The organism is Micromonospora sp. WMMA1363 (assembly GCF_030345795.1).
In the GTDB taxonomy this organism is placed as follows: domain Bacteria; phylum Actinomycetota; class Actinomycetes; order Mycobacteriales; family Micromonosporaceae; genus Micromonospora.
In genome coordinates this window covers 3,823,997-3,836,583 of record NZ_JAUALB010000001.1, presented here as the reverse complement: position 1 = coordinate 3,836,583, position 12,587 = coordinate 3,823,997, and the positions used below count along the sequence as shown (strand labels likewise).

Genomic DNA, 12,587 nt, shown 5'->3' with positions numbered 1-12,587 from the left:
TCACCACCCGCTCCCAGCCGGCGCCGGGTTGGTCCGGCCGAGCGCCTCGGCCGCCTCGGTGGTGACGCTGTTCGCACCGCGCCCGATGCCGGCGTACACGTCCGGCTTGGCGGCCCGCAGCACCAGCGCCCACAGCACGCCGAGAACGGCCGCGACCGCGAACGCCCCGGGGAAGATCCACCGCAGCGGGTTGGTCGCCTCGACACCGAGCAGGGTGTGGAACTGGTCGATGGTGGCCCACAGGATCCACAGCAGCGCCGCCGACGCGAGCGCGGGGGCGATGAGCCACCGCCACCCGCTGATGCCGTCGCGGTTCCCCGGGCGGGCGAAGTACGCGATGACCGCGACCGAGGTGCCGGCCATCAGGATCAGCACGCCGAGACCGCCCACGACGGTGAGCCAGAAGAACAGGTGGACTATTGGATCCCAGCCCATCGCCGCGTAGACGACGAGGACGATCGCGGCGAGCGCGGACTGCGTGATGGAGCCGACCTTCGGGGCGCGGGTGCGGGTGCTGGTCCGCCCCAGAGCCGGGGGCAACACCCGCTTGCGGCCGAGAGCGAACAGGTACCGCGCCACCGTGTTGTGGAACGAGAGCAGCGCGGCGAACAAGCTCGTGACGAACAGCAGATGCCCGAGACCGACCACGAACGAGCCGACGTACGGGCGCACGAGGTTGAAGATCAGCTCGGTGCCGTCGGCCTTCGCTGCCTCGACGATGCGGTCCGGTCCCGTGGCGACCGACATGGCCCAGGCGCAGAAGGCGTAGAGCAGGCCGATGATCGCCAGGGCGCGATAGGTGGCCTTGGCGACGGTGCGCTGCGGGTCCTTCGACTCCTCGGAGAACACGGCGGTGCCCTCGAACCCGACGAACCCGGCCACCGCCGTCACCAGCGCCGCACCGATCCCGGCCCCGAGCAGGTTCGCCGGCGCGAGGGTGTCGAAGGTGACCCTCCCATCGGCCGGGTGGGCGAGCTGCACCACGGCGAACACGACCGCGACGGCGATCTCGACCAGCAGGATCACGGCGAGGACCCGGCCGTTGAGGTCGATGCGCCGCACCCCGAGGACCGCCACCACCGCCCAGCCGGCGAACGCGCACACCGCCCACGGCACCGACCAGCCGAGCGAGTCCTCCAGCCGGGCGGCGAGCACGGCGCCGAACCCGCCGTAGAGGCCGATCTGCATGGTGTTGTAGGCCGCGACCGCGACGAACGAGGCCCCGACGCCGGACACCTTGCCCAGCCCACGGGACACGTAGGTGTAGAAGGCGCCGGAGTTCACGACGCGGCGGGACATGGCGACGTAGCCGACGGAGAACAGGCCGAGGGCCACCGCGACGGCGAGGTAAGCGATCGGGATACCGGTCACACCGGTGACGGCGTATCCGGTGGTGGCGCCGCCGGCCACCACCGTCAGCGGGGCGGCGGCGGCCATCACGATGAACACCACCGGCCACACGCCGAGACGGGCGCGGGCCAGCGCGAGCGAGACGTTGCTCGCTGGCGTCCGGGGGCCGGGTACGGACATGGTGAGGGCTCCTCGTATGCGAAAGGGGTCAGTGACCGGTGAGGACCGCGTCGCCGACGGCGGCCTCGGTGTGTTGCAGCAGTAGACGCATGGACGGCGAGGTGGTGGCGACGAGTTGGCGAACACCGGCGATGACGTGTCCCGGTGCGCCGTCGAGGACGTGTCGGTGCAGGTCAGTGGTGAGCACTAGCCCGGCCAGGACGGTGTCGAAGCCGTCCAGCGGCTGGCCGTTGCGCAGGCGGGTGGACAGCCGCGCCCACGGCCACGCCGCCACGTTGGCGTCGGTAGGGACGTAGGTCGTGACCTTGGTTAGCAGCCGCCGGGTTACCTCGGCACGGACGTGTCCCGACCGCAGCAGCCGTGATCCCACCTGCTCACGCGAGGTCTGCGACAGGAACGCGAGCCAGGTCCGCACACTGTGTGCGGTCGCCTCGCCGCTGAGCTGATCCAGCACCGTGTGCGCGAGCGCGTCACTCGGCGGAACGCGGGTAGCGACGAAGATTCGGTCCTGCTCGATCACGATCGTGTCGGTGAAGACCAGCTCGGCCAGCAACGCCGCGGCCAAGCCGAGACCAGCCACCGTCGAGTGCAACAGGGGGCGTCCCGTCGTGTCGTGGTGCGCCAGCCGGAAGAGATCATCAGCTAGCAGCGGCCAACGAGTGTGAGGCGGCGTCGCTGACGGCACCGGCGGTTTCGGGGGCGCCTGTGGCCCGGATGGCGGCGTTGGCGGGCGTCCGGACGGTTCTGGGGCGGCGTGCCGGGCCTGAACCGGTGCGGTTCCCCGGGTCGGCTGCGGCGTCGCTGCCCGGTCCGCCGCCGGCCAGGTGACAGCAGCGGCGGACCGAGTGTCATGGTGCGACGGGCGCGATGCGCTCTCGAAATGCGTCCTCAGTGGGTGATCGTGCTGCCAGACAGCCGGCGGTTCAGGTCGACTCATGATCACCACCCCACGGAGAACCAGCGGATTGCAGGCTCCGGTTCGCCGCCCTGGCGCTGTACGGTAAGTCACGCCATCGACACGGGACCGGTTGCAAAACAGCAAACCGTGCACGGGGCTGACGGGTCCACCGATGACCCGTTGTCCCGTTGTTGTCTCTTGCCGGTGGCCGACCCATCCCCAAGCGAGGGGCCGATCCGCACTAATGCCAGCGCTACAGTGCTCGGGTATCGAGGGAGGCCGAAATGGCAAGGCGTCTACTCAACGGTCAAGGCTCGCTGCTTGTGCACCCACTGAGCTACGTTCGGCACGAGCGCGGGTGGACGTATCAAGACCTCGCTCAAGTGATCGCCACTCGCGTCGGCAACAGCGCCGCCCGTCGAGAGAAGGCATGGCGATGGGAGCACTGGGGAGTAGTACCTGATGCGGACTCTCAACTTGCCTTGGCCGCCGAGCTTGAAGTTCCGGCCGAGCTGGTACATAGCCTGGGTTGGCCACACTGGTTGCCCGTGGGTGAACGGATCAACATCCATGCGCCCTGGACGACGGACGGATGCGTCCAGGCATTGGATGGGACGGCGGGAGGTGCCGTGCTAGATCGTCGCGGCTTCCTCATCCTTGGCGTCGGAGCCGCCGCTAGCCTAGCCGACCAGTGGCTCAGGATCGACCCGCCCCAACTGGTCTCAGTGCTCCGAGGTGGGCACATCGACGCGGAGCTTGTGACCTGCCTGGAGCAACGTCTGCCCGCCCTCCGCCAGATGGATGCCGCGCTTGGTGGAGGGCATATTCGCAACGTTGTGGACGCCGAGCTGAGGCTGGTGACTGACTTGCTGGCCAAGGGCACGTACACCGAGCGCCTTGGCAAGCGCGCGTACTCCGTCGCCGCAGAGCTGGGACGGGTAGCGGGTTGGACGAGTTTTGATGCCGGTTACCATGCGGCAGCCGAGAGGTACTGGGTGGCTGCGCTACGTGCGGCTCATGCGGCTAATGATCGAGCGCTGGGCGCCAACATCCTCAAGTGCATGAGCCTGCAACGTGTTGACTCCGATTGCTCCGACGAGGCCCTGACCCTCGCGCAGGCGGCGCGCGAAGGCGCTAAGGATGCGCCTGCTCGGGTAGTCGCCATGCTCACTGTCCGGCAGGCCCGGACACATGCCGTTCGTAAGGAAGCGCGGGAGTGCGAGCGACTACTAGGAGTGGCAGAGAAGGCGATGGGCCAGGCCGACGAGGGGACGACGCCGGCGTGGGCCAGCTACTTCGACCAAGCGGAATATTGCGCCCAAGTCGCAGCGTGCTACCTCGCGCTGGAACGCCGGGAGACGGCTGACTACTGGTTGGCGCAATCGCTCGCCATGCAGCCGAAGGAGCGTCGCCGTGACCGGGCAACTTACCTCATCTGGCGTGCGGATAGCGTCCTTGGACTGGGCGACGTCGAACACGCCTGCGATCTGGTAAGTCGAGCGGTGCCGGACATCGCTGCCGCTCGGTCCGTGCGCAACAAGAACCGCCTGACCGGCATCCATGCCAAGATCAAGAAGCACCAGCACCCAGCCGTGGTTGCTCTAGACGAACAGATCCACAGTCTGATCGCATAGTCGCATGAGCACCGAGGGGCAGAGGGTAGCGGTTGTCACGGGGGCCAACCGGGGACTTGGTTACGCGATTGCGCGGGGGTTGGCCGAGCAAGGCTTGCACGTCGTGCTGACCGCCAGGAGCGAGCAGGCGGCAGAACAGGCTGCTGCAAAGCTTCGTGGCGAGGGTCTATCCGTCTCGTCGCATCAACTCGATGTCACCGATCCAGCAAGCGTTGCGCGGGCGATGGCGGACACCGGGTTCACGTACGGACGCCTCGACGTCCTGATCAACAACGCCGCCGTCGCCATCGACCGCGGCCAGGCGGCGAGCACGGTGGACATGGAGAAGGTTCGAGCGACTATCGACGCCAATCTGATGGGTGCCTGGCGCTGCTGCACGGCCGCCATACCCGAGATGCGCAAGATCAAGTACGGCCGCATCGTGAACGTCACTACCCACATGAGCACGTTTGGGCAGATGGGTACGGGCAGCGTCGCCTACCGAGTGGCTAAGACCGGACTGAACGCATTGACATGCATCCTCGCTGCCGAGCTTCATGACCAGAACATCCTGGTCAACGCCGCGTCTCCCGGGAAGGTCGATACCCGCCTGGCATACGGGAAGGCGGAGCAAAGTCCGGAAGAGGCCGCAGACACGTTCGCGTGGCTAGCCACGCTCCCAGACGACGGCCCGAGTGGCCAGTTGTTCTACAGGCGCGAGGCGCTCGCCTGGTAGCGAACCTCGTCGAGTACGCCGCGGGTCGCGGACGCCCCGAGGTGAGGTGTTCCCTTTCTCGGGCTATCGAAGATCGCCAGCCCGGGGCCGGGTAGTCACGCGTAATGGATCGGGTGCGGCTCCTCTGAGGTGATCGTCTATTGTGGGATGGCACCGCCGAGGTAGCGGCTGTTGTGGATGCGTTGTTGTTCCTGGGCCAGGTGCCAGGTCCAGTACTGGTCGAAGTCGCCGTTGCTGATCAGGGTGCGGAGTTTGAGGATTGCTTCGGCGCCGTCGAGGCCCCAGCGAGCGCCGGTGACGTCCATACGATCTTTGACCAGGTGGCGGCAGGCGCCTTCGATCACCCCGGTGGCGATCGGCCACCCGTTGGCCAGCGCGGTCGGGTAGTCCAGGTACGGTTTTTTGGCCAGCAGGTAGGCGGCGGCGACATCGGCGGGTTTGCGTTTGCCGGGGTCCAGGACTCTGCTGCCCAATTCGGGGTTCAGGCGGCGAGGGCGTGATCGAGGCGTTGGAGGTTGCTGGTCCGGGCTGTTGGTAGGGGGTGGTCGGTCCACCAGGTGTGGAGTCGGACGAGGTTGAGGGCGATCGCGGAGAACACGTGTTGGAGGCGGGTTTTCGCGAGGCCGCGGTAGCGGGTGTGGCGGATGCCGGTGATGTCGAGGGCCTGGTTGATGGTGCCTTCGACGCCGGCGCGCAGCTTGTACTTGTCGTGCCAGCTGTCGCTGGTCTGTCGGGTGCGGGCAGCGGTGAGGGCGTGGTGGAGGTCGCGGGGGTAGAAGGTGAGTTGCCGGCCGCCGCGTTTCGCGGTGGTGCACTGGGCGCGGGCGGGGCACGGGCCGCAGGTGGTGGTGGGGAACTTGACCACGATGACCTCGGTGCCGCGTTGGACCGTGGGGCTCCAGGAGGTGTTGGTGTGTCCTTGGGGGCAGGTGACCTGCCGGGTGTCGAAGTCGATGGTGAAGCAGGTCTTGTCGTAGCCGGTGCGGGCACGGGCCTGGGCGGACTGGTCGAGCAGGGCCGGGGTGACCATGGTGACGCCGAAAGTCTGCGCGGTGGCGATGGTGTCGGCTGAGGGGTAGCCGGAGTCGAGGTAGTGCTCGGCGGGCAGCAGCCGGCGGTCGTGCAGGTGCTGGTGGATGCCGGTGGTGGCTTTCACGTCGGGGACGGTGGCCGCCGTGGTGGCCACGTTGACGATCAGGTTCGGTGTCGGCCGGGGACCGGTCTGGCCGTCGTGGTCGCTGGTGGTGCCGTGCTCGGTGTCGGGGTCGCAGGTCTCGGTCAGGTGGACCTTGTAGCCGTTCCAGAACAGGTCGTCGCCTTTTGCGGCCCACCGGGTGTCGGTGTCGTACGGGGAGGTGATCCGGGATCTGGCGGGCGGGAGACCGTCCGTGTCCGCCTCCCGCCGCCGGATCACCTCCCGCCCCCTGCTGTCGGTGGTGATCAGATAGTTCTGCACCAGCACGGTGCGCAGCGTCCGCACCGCGGGCAGTTCGGCCAGCCAGACCGGGGCGGCAGGGGCGAACACCGCGCGCAGCAGGGCGACGGCGTCGGTGCCGTAGACCTGGGCGAGGCGGTCCCGCTTGGCCTGCGAGGCGGGTAGCCGCCAGGAATCGATGCGTGGCCCGTACCGGTGCGCCCACTCGCCGACGTCGATAGCGGTGGCCAGCCAGTCCGGTGCGGCCACCGACAACGTTTCCAGGCAGGCCCGTACCGACTCGCCGGCCACCTCCAGACGGTTGAGGTCTCGCACCGCGCTGATCACGTGAGTGGAATCGGTGCGCTGCTTACCACCAGCCGCGATCAGGCCCTTGCCGGTCGACACGGTCAGCATCGCGGTGAAGACCTGTTCTTCCAGGCCGTGCTCGACCAGCCGGGTACGGAACTTGGACAGCACGCTGGCGTCGAAGCCGGGATCGGTCAGCTCCAGGCCGAGCGCGTACTTCCAGTCGATCGCCCGGGCGACCATCCGCGCGGCCTGCCGATCGGTCAGGTTCTCCGCGAACTGCAACGCGGTCACCAGCGCTAAGGCGCCCGGCGATTCGGCCGGAGCGCCCCGGACACCGAACGCGGCAGCGAACTGTTCGTCGGTGAACACCTCACCCAGGTGGTCACGCGCTGATATCGCCACGCTGCCGTTCGGGAACGCCGCGCGGGCCACCAGCACCGTCTGATCAGGAATCTGGACCCGCGACCGCGGCTGCATCGACACCCGTACACCCCATCCCGCAGCCACCGACGGAAGGAACACGACCGCGAACAGGGATCATGACCCCGTGACCGGCCAGTACGAACGATCCCGACGGCGTGTCACGAATTCGGCAGCAGAGTCGTCCAGGCCGTGGTAGGTGGCCTTGCGTCGGATGGCTGCGGCGACTATGCCGGCCCGTCCGGCCAACACCTGCCGGGCCTGGGAGTGTCAAGTTAACGGCTGATCTTGGTTGTTGAGGTGGTCAGTTGTTGGCCGGGGTGAGCCGGCCTTCGAAGGCGATCTGGAAGGCGTTCAGTGGTGCTTTCCAGCGCATGGTCCAGCGTCGGCGGCCGGCTCCGGTCGGGTCGAGGCTCATCAAGGCCATGTAGACGCACTTGAGTGCGGCCTGCTCGTTCGGGAAGTGGCCACGAGCTCGCACGGCCCTGCGGATACGGGCGTTGACGGACTCGATCGCGTTCGTGGAGCAGATGACCTTGCGGATCTCCACGTCGAAGGCGAGGAACGGCACGAACTCCGCCCACGCGTTCTCCCACAGCTTCACGATCGCCGGATACTTACGGCCCCACGCCTCGGCGAACTCGAGGAACCGCTCGGTGGCGGCGTCCTCGGTCGCCGCGGTGTAGACCGGCCGCAGCGCTTTGGCGATCTTGTCCCAGTCCTGCCGGGCGGCGTAGCGGAACGAGTTGCGCAGCAGGTGCACCACACACGTCTGCACGATCGTGCGCGGCCACACCGTCTCCACCGTCTCCGGCAGTCCCTTGAGCCCGTCACAGACCAGCATCAGCACGTCGGCCACGCCGCGGTTCTTCAACTCGGTGAGCACGTGCAGCCAGTACTTGGCGCCCTCGCCGCCGTCACCGGCCCAGATACCGAGGATGTCGCGGTGGCCGTCGACGGTGACCGCCATCGCGAGGTAGATCGGCCGGTTCGCGACCTGACCGTCCCTGATCTTGACGTTGATGGCGTCGATGAACACGACCGGGTAGACCCGGTCCAGGGGCCGGTTCTGCCACTCGGCCATGCCGTCCATGACCTTGTCGGTGATCGTGGAGATGGTCTGCTTCGACACCTCAGCGCCGTAGACCTCAGCCAGGTGCGCGGCGATCTCGCCGTGGGTCAGGCCCTTGGCCGACAGCGACAGGACCATGTCGTCGACGCCGGTCAGACGCCGCTGCCGCTTACGCACGATCTGCGGCTCGAACGTCCCGGCGGCGTCGCGTGGGACCCGCACCTCGACCGGCCCGACGTCGGTGAGCACCGTCTTGGTCCGGCTGCCGTTACGGGTGTTCCCGCTACCCCGACCCGCCGGGTCGTGCTTGTCGTAGCCGACGTGGTCGGTGATCTCCCCATCCAACGCCGACTCGAGGACCCGCTTCGTCAGCTGCTGCAGCAGCCCACCCTCGCCGGTCAGCTTCAACCCGTCACCACGAGCCCGATCGACCAGCATCGCGATCAACTGCTCATCCGTGACCGCACCCACCGGCTCCACGGCCGGCTGTCCCACGGTGGTCTCGGTCGTCATCTGGCGTCTCTCCCTTGATCGGTCGATCAGCCGTTATTTGTACAGTCCCCACAGCGTGTCGCCGCACCTCACCAGAGCCGCACCCTAATGGATCGGGTGCGGCTCCTCTGAGGTGATCGTCTATTGTGGGATGGCACCGCCGAGGTAGCGGCTGTTGTGGATGCGTTGTTGTTCCTGGGCCAGGTGCCAGGTCCAGTACTGGTCGAAGTCGCCGTTGCTGATCAGGGTGCGGAGTTTGAGGATTGCTTCGGCGCCGTCGAGGCCCCAGCGAGCGCCGGTGACGTCCATACGATCTTTGACCAGGTGGCGGCAGGCGCCTTCGATCACCCCGGTGGCGATCGGCCACCCGTTGGCCAGCGCGGTCGGGTAGTCCAGGTACGGTTTTTTGGCCAGCAGGTAGGCGGCGGCGACATCGGCGGGTTTGCGTTTGCCGGGGTCCAGGCCGTGGTAGGTGGCCTTGCGTCGGATGGCTGCGGCGACTATGCCGGCCCGTCCGGCCAACACCTGCCGGGCCTGGGCGCGGACCCACCGTTCGGCGTTCGGGTCGCCCTCCGGGTGGAAACACCAGGTGGCCTTCCAGAGGTACTCGATGACGTGGATGAAGTCCACAACAACCGGCAAGGTGATCTTGCGGGTTTTGGCCTCGGCGTGGATCCGGTCGATCTGGTGGGTGTTGCCGTCGACCAGGGCGATCCAGGTCCGAGCGTGGTCGGGGTCGCGGCGGTCGGCCTCGGCGAACCCGGCGGCGATCACCGCCGCGGCGTCGTCGGTCACGCTGGCGTGCAGCCACTTGCCGGAGGTGACCGGCGCCGGGGTAGCAGTTTGGGCCGCTTCGGGGTCCTCGGGCAGGATGTCGGCGATGGTGCGCGGCTTGCCGGTCACGTCGAAGACCGCGGCGACCTCGCACATCCGCTTGCGGTTGCGTTTCTCGCCCTTGGACCGGCGGCCGGCCAGTTTCTGGCTGACCGCGGCCTTGGCGGTGCCCGCGCGGAGCCCGTCGGGGCGCATCACCACCCCTTTGGCGTCGAAGGACAACGCCAGCACATCATCATCGGCCGACCAGTCCGGGGCGTGGGCGGTGTAGAAGGCATCCACATCTATCGCCGCTGCGGCGGCCAACGCCTCGACCTGCCGTTTCCCGATACGCACCGTGGTGGCCCGCTCAATCGCGGCCGCCGCGTCGGTGAACGAGCCGCGGGCCGCCTCGGCCGCGGCCAACCGGCGCAGTCCATGCGAGTGCTTCTCCACGGGCAGGTTCAACACCGCGTCCGCCGGGTTCAGATCGGCCCGCGCCCGCGCCCGGTAGGCGATACGCGTCACCACCACCTCACCGAACCGGGTGGCCAGCGTCCGCTGCCGCCCCCGCTCGGCCCACCCCCGCAGATGGCTATCGGCGTCGGTCACCTCGTCGAGCCGTTCCTCCCGACTGGCACGAAGATCCAGACTGTCCTGCAACAACTGACACAGCAACCGCATGCCATCGGTATGCAGCCGCTCCTCCAGTTCGGCGTGAGTCATCCCCGCCGCATGCTCACCGGACAGGAAGTCCACCATCGCGCCGAACCGCACGGATGAGCCGGCGAAAGCATCGTCCGCCGTCTCGGATGCGTACTCTTGCACCGGGCTCCCTCTTTGCTGATGTTCGTGTCTCGCAACCGACGAACATAGCGGGAGGATCCCTTTCACCATCACAACCAGTAACACATCCCCAGGCCACACAGCGTGTCGCCGCACCTCACCAGAGCCGCACCCTAATGGATCGGCGCGAGCAAAGCTCCCGAGAGCCAGCCTGCGAGGAGGGCAGGTCCCATCGGTAGCGCGCTGTCGATGCGGGTTCGAGCCTTGGCGACGACACCCAGGAAGCCTTGGATCATGAGCCCGCAGAGAATTCCGACGGCCGCGGCTTGCCAGCTCAGCCAGCCGAGACTGAGCGTTATCGCCCCCGCGAGCGCCACGTCACCGAGGCCGAGTTGCCCCGGCAGGGCCAGCGCAATGAGGAGTAGTGCTGCCGTCGTGGCCGACCCGGCCACGACCGCTCGCAGGAGTGCGGCGTAGTTCCCATTAATCGCGGCAGCTACGAGGAAGCAGATTACGCAGACGGTCGCCAGGGTTCCGGTCAGGGCGTACGGCAGACGGCGTCTGCGGACGTCGATGACGGCAAGGCCGACGCCGACAACGGCGAAGGCCCAGAATGCGGGCATGATCGTCGTCGGAAGCCGCCAGACCACGAGCCAGGCTGCCGCTCCGGCCATCAGCGAGACAGCAAGGACGGCCGCCGGTCGTGCGGGCGCGCCGCGCCACCATCCTGCCGGCACTTGGAGGCGTCCATGAGCCGGCGCGGCGTATGAGATGGCGGCGATGGGGATGCCGGCAAGCGCGCCCGCGACGGCAAGGCCGCTCGCGGCGAGAACGTCCACGGCCTACGACTTGCCCTCGTCGTCCTCGTCCGGCCATCGTTCTTGGGTCCAGCGGTCGAGTTCGGCCAGGAGGTCGACCAGTTCGGTACCGGCCCTGGTGAGCCGGTAGTCGGCGGCCTCGGTGTCGAGGTGGTGCTCGACCAGGCCCTCCGACTGGAGGTGGGCAAGCGTGCGGGTCAGGGTGCGCGAGTGGACGACGTCCGGACTGGTCTGCGAAACGGCGTGGAGCACCCTGGTGTACCGGAGGGGGCCGTCTCGGAGGGCGGTCAGGATGGCGCGGGTCAGCTTTCGCTTGGCGATGTTGAGGATGGGTTCGAGATCTTTCGGCAGCGCGACTCACCTCCCCCGACACGAGCGCGCGAGCAAGCGATCATTCTATCGGGGCATACAAATGTTCGGCCAGTCGTTTGTGATCGCCGTGACCTCTGTCCACTGTGAACCAGGTAAGGGTCAGTGCGTTTAGGTGAGGCTTGCTCGCCTTAAATGTGGAGATCGAGGGGTTATATCCCTACCCCGCAGCTCTTCGGCTGCCACGACGAGTCGGACGGCTGGTGACCCACTCTTGGAGCCGCACGAGGTGGCCGGTGACCGCCTCGCCCTTGGCGGTCAGGCAGAAGTGGGTCCGCTCGCACGGCTCGATGTCCAAGGTTCCGCTGTGGTAGCTGCGCACGAAGCCTTCGGTCGCCAGCGCCCGCAGGAGGGCTAGCGGCTGGCGTGCTGCGGTCCTGATCTCGGCGAACGTGGCCGTACCGTCGCGCGATTGCATCGCGTGGAGCACCTCGTAGGCGCCTGGCCGCGCAAGCAGCGTCAGCGCCCTGTCGGTGCGGCCGTGGTCGCTCATCGCGGTCACCTTTCTTGCGGCCACAAGCATTTCGGGGAGTGTAGCCCGCAATCGAAATCGACGGATCTGTCGGCTGGGTGACAGTTTCGCGGATGGCTTCTGAGGGGCAGCCGCGAGGTACGCACCTCAATGTCCACACCTCTAGGTACGTACGTCGAGGTACGTGAGTTCAGCCCCTTGAAGGTGCGTACGTGCAGGTACACACGTTGCGGTCCCTATGGGGTGAGGGTGTACACACGATTCGTGACCTTGATTGGCTCGATCCTCAGTGGCCAGTGTCAAGGATCGCAGACGCGGTTCCTCGACGGGGGGCCGTCTACGAGTTGGGGAGGTACTGCCCGGTGTTCACCCGTCCGGTTCTGGTTGGTCTCGTCGCGGCGTCCGTCATGCTCGGCGCGGGGTGTACCTCGGACAAGCCCAAGAGCGCGCCAACCAGCGCGCCAACGCCATCGGCGACGCCGAGCCTCGGCCCGAGCGCTGCCGCTGAGCGGGATGCGCTGATCGCGTACCGCGGCATGTGGAGCGCGTTCGTGGAGGCGGCGAAGACCTCGGACCCGGAGGCGCCCGATCTGAACAAGTACGCAACCGGCAACGCCTTGCGGCTGATCTCCAGCGCTCTCTACACCAACCGCTCCCAGGACGTCGTCACGCTCGGCGAACTCAAGATCGACCCCAAGGTGACGGCGCTGAAGCCGTCTGACGCGCCCACCGAGGCGAGCGTCCTTGACTGCGTCAACGACGAGAAGTGGCTGGAACACAAGAAGTCCCCTCTGTGTCATCCTTGGGGAAGGCAGGTTGACCTGCTGAAACTCTGACCCGTG

At 67.5% G+C, this 12,587-nt stretch carries 11 protein-coding genes and 1 pseudogene; 3 read left to right on the top strand and 9 right to left on the bottom strand.

All coding sequences use genetic code 11. The features are described from left to right. Positions 1–1,530 (bottom strand): APC family permease, encoded by a 1,530-nt coding sequence (locus QTQ03_RS17860; protein WP_289279048.1) that lies wholly within the window; start codon positions 1,528–1,530, stop codon positions 1–3. Positions 1,531–1,558: 28 nt separating this feature from the next. Beyond that, positions 1,559–2,179 carry a GOLPH3/VPS74 family protein gene (locus tag QTQ03_RS17855; RefSeq protein ID WP_289280880.1) on the bottom strand — a complete coding sequence of 207 codons (621 nt, stop codon included), beginning with the start codon at positions 2,177–2,179 and terminating at the stop codon, positions 1,559–1,561. Between the two features lie 533 nt (positions 2,180–2,712). Between QTQ03_RS17855 and QTQ03_RS17850 the strand changes: the two genes are divergently transcribed. Next, positions 2,713–4,062, top strand: coding sequence for an NsdA family TPR-like regulatory protein (locus QTQ03_RS17850; protein ID WP_502889775.1), 1,350 nt, complete (start codon positions 2,713–2,715; stop codon positions 4,060–4,062). A 4-nt stretch (positions 4,063–4,066) separates the two neighbouring features. Next, positions 4,067–4,777, top strand: a complete 711-nt coding sequence (locus QTQ03_RS17845) for an SDR family NAD(P)-dependent oxidoreductase (RefSeq protein WP_289279046.1) — start codon at positions 4,067–4,069, stop codon at positions 4,775–4,777. A 137-nt stretch (positions 4,778–4,914) separates the two neighbouring features. On the opposite strand, the pseudogene QTQ03_RS17840 reads toward QTQ03_RS17845, so the two are convergent. The 7 genes and pseudogenes from QTQ03_RS17840 to QTQ03_RS17810 form a co-directional block, all read right to left on the bottom strand. Continuing rightward, a pseudogene (locus QTQ03_RS17840) lies at positions 4,915–5,223 on the bottom strand (ISKra4 family transposase); the annotation flags it as partial. Between the two features lie 35 nt (positions 5,224–5,258). Beyond that, on the bottom strand, positions 5,259–6,980 hold the full coding sequence (locus tag QTQ03_RS17835) for an IS1182 family transposase (protein ID WP_289280782.1): 1,722 nt from the start codon (positions 6,978–6,980) through the stop codon (positions 5,259–5,261). A 247-nt stretch (positions 6,981–7,227) separates the two neighbouring features. Further along, the gene (locus tag QTQ03_RS17830) at positions 7,228–8,433 is read right to left on the bottom strand and encodes an IS256 family transposase (protein ID WP_289280611.1); all 1,206 of its coding nucleotides are present in this window, start codon (positions 8,431–8,433) and stop codon (positions 7,228–7,230) included. Positions 8,434–8,628: 195 nt separating this feature from the next. After that, entirely contained in the window at positions 8,629–10,062 is a 1,434-nt protein-coding gene (locus QTQ03_RS17825; RefSeq protein WP_289280660.1) for an ISKra4 family transposase, read from the bottom strand. Positions 10,063–10,259: 197 nt separating this feature from the next. Next, complete coding sequence (locus QTQ03_RS17820; RefSeq protein ID WP_289279045.1) at positions 10,260–10,925, bottom strand: prepilin peptidase; 666 nt, start codon at positions 10,923–10,925, stop codon at positions 10,260–10,262. 3 nt (positions 10,926–10,928) lie between these two features. After that, positions 10,929–11,210: a winged helix-turn-helix transcriptional regulator gene (locus QTQ03_RS17815; RefSeq protein WP_289280879.1), complete on the bottom strand. Its 282-nt coding sequence runs from the start codon at positions 11,208–11,210 to the stop codon at positions 10,929–10,931. Positions 11,211–11,433: 223 nt separating this feature from the next. Beyond that, complete coding sequence (locus tag QTQ03_RS17810) at positions 11,434–11,766, bottom strand: helix-turn-helix domain-containing protein (protein ID WP_289279044.1); 333 nt, start codon at positions 11,764–11,766, stop codon at positions 11,434–11,436. Between the two features lie 341 nt (positions 11,767–12,107). Between QTQ03_RS17810 and QTQ03_RS17805 the strand changes: the two genes are divergently transcribed. After that, positions 12,108–12,581 (top strand): hypothetical protein, encoded by a 474-nt coding sequence (locus tag QTQ03_RS17805; RefSeq protein ID WP_289279043.1) that lies wholly within the window; start codon positions 12,108–12,110, stop codon positions 12,579–12,581. The last annotated feature ends 6 nt before the right edge of the window (positions 12,582–12,587 follow it).

Coding starts and splice junctions, on each gene's coding strand:
- QTQ03_RS17830 (WP_289280611.1), bottom strand. CDS start 8,433: ATGCTGGTCGATCGGGCTCGTGGTGACGGGTTGAAGCTGACCGGCGAG.
- QTQ03_RS17845 (WP_289279046.1), top strand. CDS start 4,067: ATGAGCACCGAGGGGCAGAGGGTAGCGGTTGTCACGGGGGCCAACCGG.
- QTQ03_RS17850 (WP_502889775.1), top strand. CDS start 2,713: ATGGCAAGGCGTCTACTCAACGGTCAAGGCTCGCTGCTTGTGCACCCA.
- QTQ03_RS17825 (WP_289280660.1), bottom strand. CDS start 10,062: ATGGTGGACTTCCTGTCCGGTGAGCATGCGGCGGGGATGACTCACGCC.
- QTQ03_RS17835 (WP_289280782.1), bottom strand. CDS start 6,980: ATGCAGCCGCGGTCGCGGGTCCAGATTCCTGATCAGACGGTGCTGGTG.
- QTQ03_RS17860 (WP_289279048.1), bottom strand. CDS start 1,530: ATGTCCGTACCCGGCCCCCGGACGCCAGCGAGCAACGTCTCGCTCGCG.
- QTQ03_RS17810 (WP_289279044.1), bottom strand. CDS start 11,766: ATGAGCGACCACGGCCGCACCGACAGGGCGCTGACGCTGCTTGCGCGG.